Annotated in this window: 19 protein-coding genes; 15 read left to right on the top strand and 4 right to left on the bottom strand. The window is 40.5% G+C overall.

Features of this window, described 5'->3' with window-relative positions; all coding sequences use genetic code 11:
• The 15 genes from F1E73_RS14810 to F1E73_RS14740 form a co-directional block, all read left to right on the top strand.
• Positions 1–321, top strand: a 321-nt coding sequence (locus F1E73_RS14810) for a carboxypeptidase-like regulatory domain-containing protein (RefSeq protein WP_150452349.1), incomplete at its 5' end; no start/stop codon positions are given.
• Positions 322–369: 48 nt separating this feature from the next.
• A complete protein-coding gene (locus F1E73_RS14805; protein ID WP_150452348.1) occupies positions 370–1,350 on the top strand; it encodes a tetratricopeptide repeat protein in 981 nt (326 codons plus the stop codon).
• A 208-nt stretch (positions 1,351–1,558) separates the two neighbouring features.
• A complete protein-coding gene (locus F1E73_RS14800; RefSeq protein ID WP_150452347.1) occupies positions 1,559–2,035 on the top strand; it encodes a hypothetical protein in 477 nt (158 codons plus the stop codon).
• A 10-nt stretch (positions 2,036–2,045) separates the two neighbouring features.
• The gene (gene ruvC / locus F1E73_RS14795) at positions 2,046–2,600 is read left to right on the top strand and encodes a crossover junction endodeoxyribonuclease RuvC (protein WP_150452346.1); all 555 of its coding nucleotides are present in this window, start codon (positions 2,046–2,048) and stop codon (positions 2,598–2,600) included.
• A 55-nt stretch (positions 2,601–2,655) separates the two neighbouring features.
• A complete protein-coding gene (locus F1E73_RS14790; RefSeq protein WP_086476595.1) occupies positions 2,656–3,021 on the top strand; it encodes a four helix bundle protein in 366 nt (121 codons plus the stop codon).
• A 201-nt stretch (positions 3,022–3,222) separates the two neighbouring features.
• On the top strand, positions 3,223–4,350 hold the full coding sequence (hemW, locus tag F1E73_RS14785) for a radical SAM family heme chaperone HemW (RefSeq protein WP_150452345.1): 1,128 nt from the start codon (positions 3,223–3,225) through the stop codon (positions 4,348–4,350).
• Positions 4,351–4,634: 284 nt separating this feature from the next.
• Positions 4,635–5,384, top strand: a complete 750-nt coding sequence (locus tag F1E73_RS14780; RefSeq protein ID WP_086476598.1) for a cyclase family protein — start codon at positions 4,635–4,637, stop codon at positions 5,382–5,384.
• Positions 5,385–5,395: 11 nt separating this feature from the next.
• Positions 5,396–5,755, top strand: a complete 360-nt coding sequence (locus F1E73_RS14775) for a DUF4260 domain-containing protein (RefSeq protein ID WP_150452344.1) — start codon at positions 5,396–5,398, stop codon at positions 5,753–5,755.
• Complete coding sequence (locus F1E73_RS14770) at positions 5,748–6,368, top strand: DUF4230 domain-containing protein (protein WP_086476600.1); 621 nt, start codon at positions 5,748–5,750, stop codon at positions 6,366–6,368. The genes F1E73_RS14775 and F1E73_RS14770 overlap by 8 nt, the downstream gene beginning before the upstream one ends.
• Before the next feature lie 33 nt (positions 6,369–6,401).
• A complete protein-coding gene (locus tag F1E73_RS14765; protein ID WP_086476601.1) occupies positions 6,402–6,794 on the top strand; it encodes a Dabb family protein in 393 nt (130 codons plus the stop codon).
• Positions 6,795–6,803: 9 nt separating this feature from the next.
• Positions 6,804–7,346 carry a GNAT family N-acetyltransferase gene (locus F1E73_RS14760; RefSeq protein WP_150452343.1) on the top strand — a complete coding sequence of 181 codons (543 nt, stop codon included), beginning with the start codon at positions 6,804–6,806 and terminating at the stop codon, positions 7,344–7,346.
• A 7-nt stretch (positions 7,347–7,353) separates the two neighbouring features.
• Positions 7,354–7,710: an MmcQ/YjbR family DNA-binding protein gene (locus F1E73_RS14755; RefSeq protein WP_150452342.1), complete on the top strand. Its 357-nt coding sequence runs from the start codon at positions 7,354–7,356 to the stop codon at positions 7,708–7,710.
• A gap of 33 nt (positions 7,711–7,743) precedes the next feature.
• Positions 7,744–9,516 carry a MutS-related protein gene (locus F1E73_RS14750; RefSeq protein ID WP_150452341.1) on the top strand — a complete coding sequence of 591 codons (1,773 nt, stop codon included), beginning with the start codon at positions 7,744–7,746 and terminating at the stop codon, positions 9,514–9,516.
• 54 nt (positions 9,517–9,570) lie between these two features.
• Positions 9,571–10,572 carry a metal-dependent hydrolase gene (locus F1E73_RS14745; protein WP_150452340.1) on the top strand — a complete coding sequence of 334 codons (1,002 nt, stop codon included), beginning with the start codon at positions 9,571–9,573 and terminating at the stop codon, positions 10,570–10,572.
• A gap of 218 nt (positions 10,573–10,790) precedes the next feature.
• Positions 10,791–11,210, top strand: coding sequence for a CBS domain-containing protein (locus tag F1E73_RS14740; protein ID WP_086476606.1), 420 nt, complete (start codon positions 10,791–10,793; stop codon positions 11,208–11,210).
• A gap of 162 nt (positions 11,211–11,372) precedes the next feature.
• Here the strand turns inward: F1E73_RS14740 and F1E73_RS17645 are convergent, their stop codons facing one another.
• The 4 genes from F1E73_RS17645 to F1E73_RS14725 form a co-directional block, all read right to left on the bottom strand.
• Positions 11,373–11,534 (bottom strand): hypothetical protein, encoded by a 162-nt coding sequence (locus F1E73_RS17645; RefSeq protein ID WP_191089027.1) that lies wholly within the window; start codon positions 11,532–11,534, stop codon positions 11,373–11,375.
• Between the two features lie 63 nt (positions 11,535–11,597).
• A complete protein-coding gene (locus tag F1E73_RS14735) occupies positions 11,598–13,136 on the bottom strand; it encodes a M56 family metallopeptidase (RefSeq protein ID WP_191089026.1) in 1,539 nt (512 codons plus the stop codon).
• Positions 13,137–13,144: 8 nt separating this feature from the next.
• Positions 13,145–13,510 (bottom strand): BlaI/MecI/CopY family transcriptional regulator, encoded by a 366-nt coding sequence (locus tag F1E73_RS14730; protein WP_086476637.1) that lies wholly within the window; start codon positions 13,508–13,510, stop codon positions 13,145–13,147.
• 372 nt (positions 13,511–13,882) lie between these two features.
• Positions 13,883–15,271: a dipeptidase gene (locus F1E73_RS14725; protein WP_150452338.1), complete on the bottom strand. Its 1,389-nt coding sequence runs from the start codon at positions 15,269–15,271 to the stop codon at positions 13,883–13,885.
• Positions 15,272–15,563 lie beyond the last annotated feature (292 nt).

The raw sequence follows: 15,563 nt of genomic DNA, 5'->3' as shown, positions 1-15,563 counted from the left end.
CTTCATGGTCCTTCAAAGAATGAGGGATTACAATCGCCTGAGTTGAAGACAGCTTCAAATATGATGTCTGTTGTTGCAACAGTAATTATTAAAGGTGGTAAAAAATATTTGTCAGGGACGGTGTCTGATGGGGCGAGGGGATTACCAGGTGCAAATATTTCCATTCAAAATGGGAATAAAGCGGTCGTTTCCGACTTTGATGGTGTTTTTAGCATTGAGGTTGAAAAAGGGAATGTTATTGAATTTCAGTTTACCGGACTACCAACTGCACGGCTTACCATTACTGATGAAACTGAATACAGAATAAAGAAAATAAAATAAATCGGACTATAGCATCGTATAGATGGTAAAACTTATCGGCCTAAATAATTGAAAACACACTACTTAATTTTTTTATTGATTGGGTTGGTTGGCAATGGAAACTCCCAGATCAGCGCTACCTCCACTGCCGATAGCCTCTTTGCCACCGGAAACTACACCATGGCCATTAATGAATATGCCAAACACGGGGCATCTTCCAAAGCGCAATTGCAAATTGCACGGGCCTATAATACCATAGGGAACTATGATAAAGCTGTAACTCAATACACAAGCTTGGTGCAAAACAACCAATCCTTGGTGCTTGCAAAATATGAGCTGGGCAGATTGTATCTGAAGCTCAAGAATTATGCCCTTGCACATACGGTGTTTTCTCAATTGACCGAGAAAAATCATCAGAACCCGGAATATTTCTACTATCTGGGGGAGTCCTTAAATGGGTTAGATCGCTCAGCGGAAAGTATATCCGCCTATAAGCAATCGGTGAAAATTGACAGTACCCACTTGCGAAGTCTGTTTCAATTGGGAAAGTATTATGTTTTTAAAAGGGAACGCGATTCCGTATTGAAATATGTGGATAAAGGACTTCAATTCTACAGGAACGATGTAGGTTTAATCCATCTAAAGGCACTGGCCTATTATAATGACCGCTATTTTAGTCGAGCTATTCCTTTATTTGAAAAATTAGTGGAATTAGGGGAGGATAAGGAATATATTCATGAAAGGATGGGGCAGGCGTATCTACATATACGGCAGTATGCCAAAGCCAAAGAGGCCTATGTTAACTGGTTAGCGTTTAATGATGAAAATCCAAAAGCCCTATATGGGGTGGGAACTTCCCTTTGGAAATTGCAGGAATTGGACAGCGCAAAAATATATTTTCTAAAATCCATCGATGTGCAACAGGTTGCGCTGGATAAGGAATACAATGCTTTAGCCCGATTGGCGATGGAGCAGAATGACATAAAATTGGCCATTGGTCATTATGAAAATGCCTACTTGGAGAACCCCGAAGGCCACCTCTATAAATAAGAGATATGTTTATTATCCGAACATTATTATAAAAACCCCCAACAGGCTTTAAAATGTTATAGGGAGTATCAAAGAAAAATTGGACATCAAAACGACTATTTCTCAGAATTTGCTTCAAAACGAATATCCAAGATAAAGGAGGAAATTCATAGGAATGCCTACTAAATTGACCAAATTATCGTAATTTTCCCCCTAGAATATGGCATTCATGAGGAAAGTTGTGGTTTTGGCTTGTATTTGTCTTTTTACCTCTTGTGATTGGTTTACTTCCAAAGAAGAGAAAACCCAGGAATTGGTGCAGGAGGAAATGCAGAATATTAATTTTAACGAGGTAGACCGGTATCCGCTGTTCGCAGGTTGTGACGAAATGGTTTCTAAACCAGCGCAGAAAGAATGCTTTGAGAAGACCCTGCTAATGCATTTTTCCAAGACCTTGCAAGATTTCGATTTCGTCATTGAAACCGAGGTCAATGATACCATTTATGTGGACTTTCTGATGGACAAAAACGGGGCGATCTCTGTTTTGGGGATAGAAAAGAACATGAGTATTGATGATGAAATGCCCGAGTTTAATGGGATTATTACCCAGAGCCTAAAGAGCATGCCCAAAATAGAACCCGCACTAAAAAGGGGGATTCCCGTAAATGCCAAATTCCGCATTCCTATAGTACTCAACAGTAATTAATACATAGTTTTTGAAACACGAAAAGATAATATTGGGAATAGATCCCGGAACCACCATCATGGGATTCGGTCTAATAAAGGTAATGGACAAGAAAATGGAGTTTCTTCAAATGAATGAGCTTCTTTTGCAAAAATACAGTGATCCCTATACCAAATTGAAGCTTATTTTTGAACGCACCATAGAGCTGATAGATACCTATCACCCCGATGAAATTGCCATTGAGGCCCCCTTCTTTGGGAAGAATGTACAGTCTATGCTAAAATTAGGTCGCGCCCAAGGGGTGGCCATGGCCGCAGGATTATCGCGCGAAATTCCCATAACCGAATACCTGCCCAAAAAAATAAAAATGTCCATAACCGGTAACGGAAATGCCAGTAAGGAGCAGGTGGCCAAAATGCTTCAGAGTGTCCTTAAACTAAAATCACTTCCCAAAAACCTGGACAGCACGGACGGACTCGCCGCAGCGGTATGCCATTTCTATAACGAAGGCCGTATAGAAGTCGGCAAAAACTACAGCGGATGGGAAGCCTTTGTGAAACAAAATGAGAAACGGGTGAAGAAGTGATTAATTCAATAAGCAATAATTAATTAGCAGTTAACAATGCTTTAAAACGGTAATTATGGATAGTAAGAATAATCCTTTATCTATTAAGTCTTTTAATTTTGCACTGAAGGTAGTGACCCTTTACAAAGATGTAATAAAACTAGAAAAAGAGTATGTGCTATCTAAGCAATTCTTGAAGTCTGGCACCTCTATCGGGGCAAATATTGCAGAAGCTAACGGTGCCATTTCAAAATCTGATTTTTCCTCTAAAATTTCCATAGCGTATAAGGAAAGTCTTGAAACAAAATATTGGCTTAAATTATTAAGGGATTCAGACTATATCTCTAAATCAAAAGCTGAGGAATTAATTTCAGATGCTGATGAATTGTCAAAAATTATGTTCGCCATCCTTAAAACCACCAGAATTAATAATAGAATTTAATTGTTTATTGCTAACTGATAATTGTTAATTGTTCAAATGAGCTGGATCTAAATACATATAAACCATGTCTCTAAAATAACAGCAGGGGAATTAATTACGGATGCAGATGAATTGTCGAAAATTATGTTCACCATCCTAAAAACTACCAAGACTAAAATTGAATAATTGTTTATTGCTAATTGCTAACTGTTAATTGTAAAAATGAGCGGCATCTACATCCATATCCCTTTTTGCAAGCAGGCTTGCCACTATTGTAATTTCCACTTCTCCACCAATATGAAGAAAAAGGAGGAGATGATTGGTGCGCTGATCCGGGAATTGGAGTTGAGAAAAGAGGAATTCGCTGAGGATGAGGTGTATACCATTTATTTTGGGGGAGGTACTCCCTCGGTCTTGAATGCATCGGAAATAGAACAGCTCCTGGACGCAGTGTATCAAAACTATAGGGTGGCAGCAAATCCAGAAATCACGCTGGAAGCAAATCCCGATGACCTTTCTGAATATACGATCAAAGAACTGTCCAGTACCGCCATCAATAGGTTGAGCATAGGAGTGCAATCATTTTTTGAGGAAGACCTAAAGCTGATGAATAGGGCCCACAATGCCAAAGAGGCGGAAGACTGCATTAAACTGGCCTGTACCTATTTCAACAATATTTCCATCGATCTAATTTATGGCACACCAGGGATGAGCAATGAACGCTGGGCGGCCAATATTGAAAAAGCACTATCGTTCCAGATTCCCCATATCTCTAGCTATGCGCTTACCGTTGAGCCCAAAACGGCCCTAAAAGCCTTTATTGAAAAGGGAAGTATGGCTCCGTTAGAAGATGAGTTGGCCGAAGGGCATTTCCAGATCCTAATTGAAAAACTCTCAGCTGCGGGCTTTATCCAATATGAGTTTTCAAATTTTGGGAAGCAGGATTATTTTTCCCAGAATAATACCGCCTACTGGAAAGGGAAAAAGTATTTGGGAATTGGACCTTCCGCTCATTCCTTTGACGGAATCCGAAGGGGTTGGAATGTAGAGAATAATACGAAATACATAAAAAGCATTGCCCAAGGCATCCTCCCAATGGAAACAGAGGTGCTTTCTACAACAGATCGCTTTAACGAATATATGATGACGGGAATGCGCACCATATGGGGGGTTTCCTTGCAGCGTATAAGAACCGAATTTGGAGAGGATTACTATTCACACCTGCTAAAAGAAGCTGCGGTTAAATTAGATAAAGGACTGTTGGTCGTAGATAATGAACACCTTTTGGTAACCCCAAAAGGAAAGTTTTTGTGCGATGGCATAGCTTCGGACCTTTTTATGGTCGGTTAATACTGCACCCTAATTTCTCTCGATTTTATGTCTTTTACCCAAAGTTTAGTCCGATAAGTACTATTTGTGGGTGGTTTGTCCCAGCACAAGACCTCCCTTTTAAGGGGTGATCCAGTGCATATTGAAGGTTTTAGAAGTAATTTATTTAGGTTAAGCAACCATCTACGGGCCTTAATACATTTATTTTATGTAAATTTTAAAGCCTTCAAATAGCCTAGTGGCTCTAGAAGAGGAATCTCGATTATTATCCGATTACTAGAAGAACTAATACAAGAATTTTATACATGAAGACAATTATTAAACACAACACCATTAACTATACTATAGACCTTTCCGATCCGTTGGATATTTCCATCCCTATAAAAGGGGGAGATTCCAATGTGAATTCGTGGTACCTTCCCCCGCCAAAAATAGAGCCTCATAGTGAGGGCGAATTTGTAGGGAAGGTTACCGAAGGGGGGTCCACCAATTTTAATGATATCTACTTTAATCCTCATTCCCACGGGACGCATACAGAGTGTGTGGGGCATATTACGGAGGAATTTAGATCGGTTAACCAGAGTCTTTCCAAGTTTTTCTTTATGACTGAGGTGATAACGATAGCCCCTGAAAAAATGGGAGACGATTTTGTGATTTCCAAGAAGCAATTGCAATATGCCTTGGGAAATAAAAATAGGGAGGCGGTGGTTATTAGAACGCTTCCTAATTTATCGGAAAAAAAATCCAGACAATACTCCAATACCAATCCGCCCTATTTATTGGAGGATGCCGCCAAACTATTATTGGAGAAAGGGATATCGCATTTATTAATAGATCTGCCTAGCGTGGACAAGGAGAAAGATGGCGGACTCCTCTTGGCCCATAAAGCATTTTGGGATTACGATGGCAAAATTAGGCATGACGCCACCATAACCGAGCTGATCTTTGTGGCCAATAGTATTGAAGATGGAAAATACTTCCTAAACCTACAGTTGGCCCCTTTTGAAAACGATGCAAGTCCCAGCAGACCGGTACTATATAAAATTGAAGACTAAAAAATGCGTGGATGGCTACACTTTTAAAACTGGAAGAGTTGTTTATGTTCCTTCTGGGAATATACCTCTTTAGTCTTCTAGACTATAGTTGGTGGTGGTTTCTAGGACTAATTCTTACCCCAGACATTGGTATGTTGGGCTATTTGTGGGGAAAGAAGGTCGGAGCCATAGGGTACAACCTTTTTCATCACAAGGGATGGGCTATTTCAATTTATTTAATGGGTAGCTATCTTTCCTTACCTTTGTGTCAGCTGATTGGAATAATTGTATTCTCCCACGCCTCTTTGGATAGGATTTTTGGTTATGGCTTAAAGTTTGACAAGGGATTTAAATATACCCATTTAGGCGAAATAGGCAACGCAAATGAATGAAATAGTAGAACTTTTTTTAGGGCTTATTCTTGGAGCCATCGCCATGTATTGGGTATTTTCCCTATTCCGAAAAAAACGGAACAAGGAACTTACAGATCATCAGTCCACCATTTTGCTGGATAAGATCAAGAGCGTCTGTAAACTGATTACGGTAGAGGGCGATTTTGCCGAAATATATCGTTATGAGAATACCAGGGAGTCCTTTCTAAGTTTGGTTAGTAGTAAGAAAAAGGCCCTCATTGTCATAAATGCCAAAGTGCATATTGGGTTCGATCTAAAAAAGTTGCGGATGCATGCGGATAAGGAGCATAAAAAGATTGTTCTGACCAATTTCCCAGAACCCGAAATTTTGTCCATTTCACCAGATTTGCAATTTTACGATATTAAAAATGGGCTGTTCAATGTCTTCACCCCGTCGGATCTCACCTCCCTTAACCTAGAGGCCAAAAAACATATAGAGGATAAGATACCCGCCAGCGGATTAATGGATACGGCAAATAGGGAAGCCTTGGAAGCTGTGCTCCTAATAGAGAGTATTGTGGAGACCATTGGTTGGAAACTGGATTACTCTGCCTTGGAATTGGCCGATAAAAAGAAGCAATTATTAGATTAATTAATATTAAAATCCCCTTACGCATAGGAAGTTATGAGAACTATATTTTTTGGATTATTATTTTTAACAACCGTCATTGTCAACGCCCAAACCGAAGAAACCATGCAAGATTTTGATTCCAACTTTGTACATACCGTCTATTTTTGGTTAAAAAACCCTACCGATAAGGACGATAGAAAGGCATTTGAAACCTCGCTCAAAAAGTTTTTGGCAAACTCCCAATATGCCAAGACCAACTTTATTGGCGTGCCTCCCAAGGCATCCCGGGAGGTGGTAGACGGTTCGTTCACCTATTCCCTGGTGGTTACCTTTGATTCTGCCGAAGCCCAGGAAAAGTATCAGAACGAGGAGCCTCACTTATTGTTCGTCAAGGAGTCTAGCGATTTGTGGACCAAGGTAATTGTTTATGATTCCACCGGAATTTAGTAGCTCGGCATGATTACCTATAGACCGGCACAGTTGGAAGATTATAGAAGTATTGCCCATTTGCATACCCGTAGTTGGCAAGAGAACTATAGAGGGAATTTTAGTGATCGTTTTTTAGATGAAGAAGCGCTGGCAGACCGGATGAGGGTGTGGGAGGAAAGGTTAACACGGCCCGCTCCCAATCAGTTTCTATGGGTAGCTACACAAAATGGAGAAATATGCGGTTTTGCCTGTGCCTTTAAGGAGGAGGATAGTCAGTATGGAACCCTTTTAGATAATTTACATGTATCTAAAGCGTCCATAGGGCAGGGGATAGGGAAGCGCTTGATTAGCCTATTGGCGAATGAAATTAAGCAAACGCTGCCCAATGCCAAAATGTATCTGTGGGTGTTAGAAAACAATGTAAGTGCTATCAGGTTCTATGAACGCTTAGGAGGCGTTAATTATGAAACGGTAGTAGGTAACGACATCGGTGATAGGGAAATACGGAAATGCCGGATGGTTTGGAATTCCTTGGAGTCCTTGGAGATGAAGGATCACCCCCTAATTTAGGAAAGTTATGAATATTGAGGAATTTAGATGGTATTGCCTTGGTAAAAAGGGGGTTACGGAAGAACTTCCTTTTGGTCCGGATACCTTGGTCTTTAAAGTAATGGGGAAAATGTTTGCCTTGGTAGCCTTGGAACGGCACCCTTTCCAAGCAAACCTTAAATGCGATCCGGAAAAGGCGCTGGAGTTAAGAGAAGTCCACGAGGGAGTAATTATTCCCGGATACCATATGAGTAAGGTGCATTGGAATACCCTATATTTGGAGCGCTTGCCTCCCAACTTGGTACAGCAATTAATAGACCATTCCTATGCACTGGTGGTGGCTAAACTAAGCAAGAAATTACAAGCACAATTACAAGAAAGCTAAGGTTGTGAACCCTAAGCTAATTTATCTTCCCCTATGGATCAATTAATATCATTTTATACGAAACGGATAGCTGCCCAAACAGAGTTGCTACATGCGGTAAAAAGGCAATTGCTAATTTCTAGCATCCTGCGCTTAATAGTTTTTTTACTGGGGAGCTTTGGGGTGTATTTCTTTTTTGGGAATGCAAAAATGGTATTGGCCATAATTATTGTCGCCATAGCGCTGTTCCTGTTTTTGGTGAGCAAGCACACAGACCTACAATACAAAAGGGATAAAATACTGGCTTTAATCCGTATAAACGAAACTGAGATACAGGTCCTGAATCGCAATTACCACCACCTTCCGGATGGTAAAGAGTATAAGGACGATAGTCACTACTTTGCTCAGGATATAGACCTCTTTGGGAAGGGATCCTTTTATCAGTATAGCAATCGTACCGCTTTACCGGATGGGAGCGATTATCTGGCAGAACTATTTTTGTCTAACTCCATTCAAGGTATTTTAGACAGACAGGAAGCCGTGAAAGAACTCTCTCAATTGACCGATTGGCGACAAGATTTTTCTGCGGTGGCTACTTTGGTAAAGGCCGAGGCGAGTACTAAGACCATTGTTTCTTGGTTGAAGGGATATACGGCGTACGTTCCAAAATTGATGCGATGGTTGCCTAATTTATTTGCCTTTTGCTCTCTATTGCTTCTTGGCGGGTATTTTGTTGGCTTTCTTCCAGGCTTCCCTATCCTTATCGCCTTTTTGGTGGGCATGATGCTCAGTAGCTTCTACATGAAGAAAACCGGTAAATTGGCCTCCGATGCCAATAAGGTGCAAAGTACTTTTCAACAGTACCAAAGATTGGTCTTAAAGTTAGAACAACAAGAATTTAGTGCCAGTTTACTAAAGGCTCAAAGAAATAACATCCTCACTCAGAACCATCCAGCCTCTCAATTATTAAAGGAGTTTTCTTCCAAGTTAAATGCCCTGGATCAACGTAATAATTTTATTTTCGGCTTTTTTGGGAATGGTTTTCTCCTTTGGGACCTACGTCAGGGATATAAATTGGAGCGGTGGATTGCCCAGCATGGGGCTGAGGTGGAGCAATGGTTTGCTGCCATCGCTTTTTTTGATGCCTATAATAGCATGGGGAATTTCGCCTATAATCATCCTAGTTATGCTTTTCCAAAATTGGTGGAGGATAAATCCGTCTTAAAAGCCAAGGGCGCCTCCCATCCTCTATTAGATCCTAAAAAAGCCGTTCCTAACGATATTGATATTCGCCAGGAAGAGTTCTTTATTATCACTGGGGCTAATATGGCAGGGAAAAGTACATTTTTACGCACCGTCTCCTTGCAGCTGGTGATGGCCAATATGGGGCTTCCCGTATGTGCGGAAGAGGTGAAATATCATCCTATAAAATTGATCACCAGTATGCGGACCACCGATTCCCTAACGGATGATGAGTCTTATTTTTTCTCCGAATTAAAGCGGCTTAAATTTATTGTAAACGAAATAAAAAAGGATCGTTATTTTATCGTTCTGGACGAAATCTTAAAAGGGACCAACAGCCTGGATAAGGCTATTGGATCTAGGAAATTTGTAGAGAAATTGGTGGGATCCAAATCTACGGGTATCATTGCTACCCATGATTTAAGCCTATGCGAAGCCTCTGCAGATCTGCCGCAGATTAGGAACCATTATTTTGATGCGGAAATTATTGATAACGAACTTTATTTTGATTATACTTTTAAAGAAGGGGTGTGCCAAAATATGAATGCCTCCTTCTTATTAAAGAAAATGGAAATTGTAGAATAACCACAACCATATGGGAGGTCATTGGGCTGTAGGTTAGGTAGCTAAAGGAAATACATGGATTCACTTACACAGATAGTATTGGGTGCCGCCGTAGGAGAAGCGGTTTTGGGAAAGAAGGTTGGTAATAAAGCAATGCTATATGGGGCGATCGCAGGGACTATCCCAGATTTGGATATATTGGCCAATTATTTTACAGATACGGTAAGCGCCATTGAATGGCACCGTGGAATTAGTCATTCTGTCTTCTTTTCATTGTTGTTTGCCCCAGTTTTTGGATGGCTGATTTATAAGCTGGAGAGAAAACAAGCTGCTTCTTGGAAAGATTGGTCCCGATTAATGTTTTGGGGCTTGTTTACCCATCCATTGCTCGATGCATTTACTACCTGGGGTACCCAGTTGTTTTGGCCGTTTAATTACAAAGTGGCGTTTCAGAGCATCTTTGTGATAGACCCTTTATACACCCTACCGTTTTTGGTTTTTCTTATTATGGCTATGGTGCAGAAAAAGGATTCACCCAAGCGAGCGAGATATAATAGGTTGGGGCTAATGGTGAGTACGACTTACTTAGGAATTACGCTGCTTTTAAAAGGAATGGCGTATATGAAGATTACCCAGAACTTAGAAGACCAGGGGATCGCGTATGAGCAAATGACCGTTAGGCCTGCCCCGTTCAACACAATACTATGGGCAGCCAATATTGATGTGGGTGATGCCTACCTAATCGGAAATTATTCCTTCTTTGACCAACAACCAATACAATTCAGTAGATACCCAAAAAACCACGAACTACTTGGGGACCTGGCATCGCAGGATAAGATTGGCCGACTCCAAAACATCACCGAGGGTTGGTTTACCATTGTAGACAACAACGGGGAGCTTTTCTTTAACGATCTCCGCTTTGGATTAATGAGTTTGGAAGCAGAGGAAGAGCGTTTTGCGTTTAGCTATAAGTTAACACCTTTGGAAGACGATGTGTTGGTAGAGGAGACACCTAAGCTGAAACGAGATGCCAAATTGCTATTATCTGCCCTCTGGGCACGTATGTGGGGAGTTTAATGCTTGTTCTAAGGATTAGTAAAGAACTATCCCAACTAAATAAAGAAATAGTACCTGCCTTCCAATGGTTTCTACGTACGTATGGTTAAAAATAAGATTCACGTACAATAATTAGGGGGTGCTATACACAGATATTCTGCAATTCCTGATCTATATCATATGTGCTATGCCTTTTGTTAACGACCTTTAGGTAATTAACAGCATAAAAAAGAAACGAGATGAATAAAGGGGAATTGGTATCAAAAATAATGTCGACAGATGTAATTACCATCAATTTTACCAATAGTTTATTGGATGCAGAGCGACTATTCAAAAAGAATAAAATTCGCCACATACCGGTGGTAAATAACAATAAGATTGTGGGGATGTTGAGTTTAACGGATTTGTTGCGAATCAGTTTTGTTGACTCCTTTGGGGAAGAAGATTCCATAGAAGATACGCCTATCTATAATATGTTAAGTATAGAACAGGTAATGGTGAAAGACCCCGTACATGTGTCAGCAGACAAAACGATTAAGGAGGTGACCGAAATTTTATCCAAGCAAGAATTTCATGCCTTGCCGGTGGTAGATAAAGGGAAATTGGTTGGGATTGTAACCACAACGGATTTGCTCAACTATTTATTGGAGCAATACTAAACGATAGCTTATAAATTATAAAAATCCATAAATGAAGACCTCATCTATGGATTTTGCTAGTTCTGGTATTTCTCTAAGGATCCACTTTAAACGTACATCCTTCTTAAATTTATTGTATGTTATGGCTCTTGCCGTAAAGGATATCTATTTTCTAAATTTCCATTATTCATGATCCTTGGGGGTGGCCTTTGTCGGACTCATTAGACCTTCTTTTTTTGCCAATTCCACATAGCTATCATGCAATACCAATGTTTCTTCGTACAGGGTTTGTAGGTTTAAGAGGGTTCCCTCTCCTTTCCTATTATAAGCACCTATTGCTTGCACGTAAATATCGGCCTTATTGTTGAATTTCTTATAAGCTGTTAATAGTGCGTCGGAATAATTTCCTTAATTGGGGTTTTTAAGAGGTGGTGGTGGGGGCGGAATATTGCCTTTCTCCCCTTTTTTTACCATCGGTGCTGGGGCAGGTGGGGGTGGAGGCGGCACCTTAGTTCCTTTTTCTGCCTTGGATGATTTTGGAGCGCTTGGGGTTGGTGGAGGAGGAAAGTTTGGAAAAGGTTGAGCGCTTTTCCTTTGGGTGTCGCTCATACGGTTATAGAGGTATTTCATTCGTTGTACCTCTTTATACTTTACAACCACCTCGTTAATGGGCTGGGCATTGTAGTTTTTAGCAAGTTCGTTGTATTCCTTGATCTCCTTTTTAGTAGCACCTTCTTGGATTTCGGGTATTATGTGTTCTTTGATGTCAATGGTCGCTACCCCATACTCCATTAAAATGCTTTCAGCTTTCCTAATGATACTTTTGGGCGTTTCCTTATCCACCCTTATTACAGCTCTTAGGAGCTTGCTTCTTTGTTCTTTGCTAAGGTTTTGATTGTAATTAAGTAGGTGCGATTTTAAGTTTTCCAACTTTACCAAATCGTCCTTTACCATAAGCTGTCCAAATTTGTTTATGGATAGTATTATCTCTTGATCTGTGATTCTTTGGGTTCTGGTATCGTTAAGCAGGTCATCAGATGAAGGCTGTTCATTTTGATAATCTGGAAGGATAGTTTTATCCATTACCGTAGGTATGGGAAGAATCTCCTTAGTGCTAAAACTATACAGTAGAAGGGCCATTAGAGGCAATAATAGTAAACTTTTTAGCCAAATGGCTTTTTGGGATGTTTGTGTTTTCATGATGACGATTCGTTTTTTGATTGATGAATAATGAATGGCATTTGCCAAAGGTGTTTCAGGATTTGAGGAGAATGCCAGTACTAGCTTTTGATAATCAGGGACTACTGCACCTTTCTTCAATACGGCTTGGTCCGCAAGAAATTCGTGGTTAAGTTTTACCAAGTTTTTAGCCCAATAGATAAGTGGGTTAAACCATAATACTATTTGAAGCAATTCTAATAATAGCACATCCAAACTGTGTTTTTGCGCGGCATGGGCTTCTTCATGCCAAAAAACTTCCTGTGGTATTTTATTGGATTTATAATTTTTTAGGTTGAAAAAAAGGTAGCTGAAAAAGGTGTGTGGGGCAACTTTTTCTTGGAGAAGTACGTGAAGGAACTTGCCAGATCGGAGCTTAGGATTCTGTTGAATATTATTAATTAGGGACCTTAGATTTCTCAGGAATTTTATTGTGAAAACTACTACTCCCAAGGTGTAGATGCCCCATAATAAAAAGGGAATAAAATTGATGTTATTCGTAGTAGCTAGCTGTGGATGTACATTGGATGCAATTAGAGATGACTGAGAGAATGACGCTGCGCTTAGGGGAACGTATTGGGTGAAGGTGATTAAGGGAATGCCTAGGGCGATGACAAATGCCGCCAAGAGATAGTACCTTTTAAAATGGTGAATGTGTACCTTCTCTAACACCAGTTTATAGAACAGGAGTAGAATAAGAAGAGAGGTACTAAATTTTAAAAGATACATCCACATAGCTATTTGTTTTTGAGTTTGGTATCTATTAGGGCCCTTAAGTCCTCCAACTCTTCCTTGCTCAGGTTGGTTTCTTGAGTAAAGAAGGAGGCAAATTGAGAAGCGCTATTGTCAAAGAATTTTTTAATGAGTCCGTTTAAATGTTTGGAGAAATAATCCTTCTTTTCTACAAGTGGAAAATATTCCCTTGCATTTCCTAGAAGTTTGTAACCTATAAAACCTTTGTCCGTCATTCGTTTTAATAAGGTGGCAACGGTGGTGGTGGCGGGTTTGGGTTCTGGGTAGGCTTGCAAAAGATCTTTCATGAACCCTTTTTTCAGTTGCCACAGATGGTTCATTAATTCCTCTTCGGATTTAGACAGTTTCATATGCAGTGCATTTAGATGTTCTACAAACATAGAACATTAATTTTAACTCTACAAATGTAGAGGTGTTTTTTTAAGTGGAGTAGCAAATTAAAAATGTAGTAATGAAGGTTTTTTGGGAGAGGTAAAGGGTTTGGCTGTAGTCAGTTTTGGTCGTTCACCAATACGTGCGGTACTGTTCACTTCTTATTGACTAAGGTGCAATTCTTTAAGTGTTTATTGCTAGTTGTAGAACAGAACCCTGCGTTAGCTATTGAAGCGGCATCCTTTTTTAAGGGGCAAGAGCGCCTAAAAAAGATATAGCGGAAAGAGCGACCCGATAGGGGAACGCCAAAAAAAAAATCCGCTCTAAAAAGAACGGATTTTTAAAATGTATTACTTGGTTAACTCTGTAAAGTATTTATAGAAGTACGGGATAGTTTCAATCCCCTTTAGGTAATTCCAAACGCCAAAGTGTTCGTTGGGCGAGTGTATAGCATCGCTATCCAAGCCAAAGCCCATTAGGATGGTCTTGCTGTTAAGCTCTTTCTCAAACAGGGATACAATAGGAATACTTCCTCCACTGCGTTGTGGTATGGGAGTTTTGCCAAAGGTGGTTTCGTAGGCCTTGGAAGCCGCTTTATAGCCATCATTGTCAATAGGCGTAACATAGCCTTGACCGCCGTGATGGGGACTCACCTTAACGGTTACCCCTGCAGGCGCAATACTTTCAAAATGGGTTTTAAAGAGTGCTGTAATTTCCTCCCACTCCTGGTGAGGTACTAGTCTCATGGAAATTTTTGCATAGGCCTTACTGGCGATGACCGTTTTAGCACCTGCTCCAATATAACCGCCCCAGATTCCGTTCACATCCAAAGTGGGTCTAATGGAGTTACGCTCATTGGTGGTGTATCCTTTTTCACCGTAGACGTCGTTGATGTCTAGTGCATCCTTATAATCTTCCAAATTAAAGGGCGCTTTTGCCATCTGATTCCGTTCTTCTTGGGACAATTCTTCCACCTTGTCGTAAAACCCAGGGATGGTGATCCGGTTATTTTCATCGTGTAGGGAAGCAATCATTTTAGTGAGCACATTAATAGGATTGGCTACGGCACCACCATAGAGTCCGGAATGCAGATCTCGATTAGGACCTGTAACCTCTACCTCTACATAGCTAAGGCCGCGTAACCCTGTGGTGATAGAGGGAACGTCTTTGGCAATCATTCCCGTATCGGAGATAAGGATAATGTCATTGGTAAGCTTTTCCTTGTTATTGGCCACAAACTCACCTAGGTTCTCACTGCCCACTTCTTCTTCCCCTTCTATCATAAACTTCACGTTACAGGGCAATTGATTGGTTTTCACCATAAATTCCAATGCCTTTACGTGCATGTACATTTGACCTTTGTCGTCACAGGCTCCTCTGGCGAAAATAGCGCCTTCTGGATGGAGGTCCGTTTTTTTGATGACAGGCTCAAAAGGAGGGGAGTCCCACAAGTCAATGGGGTCTGCCGGTTGTACATCATAATGACCATAGACCAATACGGTAGGTAAGGTTGGATCAATTATTTTTTCACCGTAGACAATGGGATACCCTTTGGTTTCACAAATTTCCACGGTATCGCAGCCAGCCTCCAAAAGAGCGGTTTTTACCGCATCGGCGGTATTTAACACATCCTGTGAAAAAGCGGGGTCTGCACTTACGGAAGGAATTTTTAGGAGCTCTATTAGTTCGTTGATAAAGCGGTCCTGGTTCTTGTTGAGGTACTCTGTTATTTGTTGCATTGTAAAATTTGAATAAACGATAAAAATACAAAAAAGAAATTTTTTTTGCATAAGTATTTCAGAATTGAAAAATTGCTTTATATTTGCAACCCGATAATCATCGGAAAGGTTAAGTTCTTTATAATTAAATATTTATTTGCAGGCGTGGTGGAATTGGTAGACCCGCCCGAACGTACCTTTTCGGTACGGGCTGGCACGCTAGAAGTCTAGCGCAATGTCAGTAAAGAGTAGTGTTTAAGTTCTTTTTTATATATTTTTATTGCAGGCGTGGTGGAATTGGTAGACACGCTAG

It is taken from the genome of Arenibacter lacus, assembly GCF_008711145.1.
In the GTDB taxonomy this organism is placed as follows: domain Bacteria; phylum Bacteroidota; class Bacteroidia; order Flavobacteriales; family Flavobacteriaceae; genus Arenibacter; species Arenibacter amylolyticus.
This window is presented reverse-complemented; position numbering and strand designations above follow the sequence as displayed.

Bases quoted from the DNA above. Each gene is read 5' to 3' on its own strand.
- F1E73_RS14800 (WP_150452347.1), top strand. From the start codon at position 1,559: ATGAGGAAAGTTGTGGTTTTGGCTTGTATTTGTCTTTTTACCTCTTGT.
- F1E73_RS14790 (WP_086476595.1), top strand. From the start codon at position 2,656: ATGGATAGTAAGAATAATCCTTTATCTATTAAGTCTTTTAATTTTGCA.
- hemW (WP_150452345.1), top strand. From the start codon at position 3,223: ATGAGCGGCATCTACATCCATATCCCTTTTTGCAAGCAGGCTTGCCAC.
- F1E73_RS14780 (WP_086476598.1), top strand. From the start codon at position 4,635: ATGAAGACAATTATTAAACACAACACCATTAACTATACTATAGACCTT.
- F1E73_RS14775 (WP_150452344.1), top strand. From the start codon at position 5,396: ATGGCTACACTTTTAAAACTGGAAGAGTTGTTTATGTTCCTTCTGGGA.
- F1E73_RS14770 (WP_086476600.1), top strand. From the start codon at position 5,748: ATGAATGAAATAGTAGAACTTTTTTTAGGGCTTATTCTTGGAGCCATC.
- F1E73_RS14765 (WP_086476601.1), top strand. From the start codon at position 6,402: ATGAGAACTATATTTTTTGGATTATTATTTTTAACAACCGTCATTGTC.
- F1E73_RS14760 (WP_150452343.1), top strand. From the start codon at position 6,804: ATGATTACCTATAGACCGGCACAGTTGGAAGATTATAGAAGTATTGCC.
- F1E73_RS14755 (WP_150452342.1), top strand. From the start codon at position 7,354: ATGAATATTGAGGAATTTAGATGGTATTGCCTTGGTAAAAAGGGGGTT.
- F1E73_RS14750 (WP_150452341.1), top strand. From the start codon at position 7,744: ATGGATCAATTAATATCATTTTATACGAAACGGATAGCTGCCCAAACA.
- F1E73_RS14745 (WP_150452340.1), top strand. From the start codon at position 9,571: ATGGATTCACTTACACAGATAGTATTGGGTGCCGCCGTAGGAGAAGCG.
- F1E73_RS14740 (WP_086476606.1), top strand. From the start codon at position 10,791: ATGAATAAAGGGGAATTGGTATCAAAAATAATGTCGACAGATGTAATT.
- F1E73_RS14735 (WP_191089026.1), bottom strand. From the start codon at position 13,136: ATGTATCTTTTAAAATTTAGTACCTCTCTTCTTATTCTACTCCTGTTC.
- F1E73_RS14730 (WP_086476637.1), bottom strand. From the start codon at position 13,510: ATGAAACTGTCTAAATCCGAAGAGGAATTAATGAACCATCTGTGGCAA.
- F1E73_RS14725 (WP_150452338.1), bottom strand. From the start codon at position 15,271: ATGCAACAAATAACAGAGTACCTCAACAAGAACCAGGACCGCTTTATC.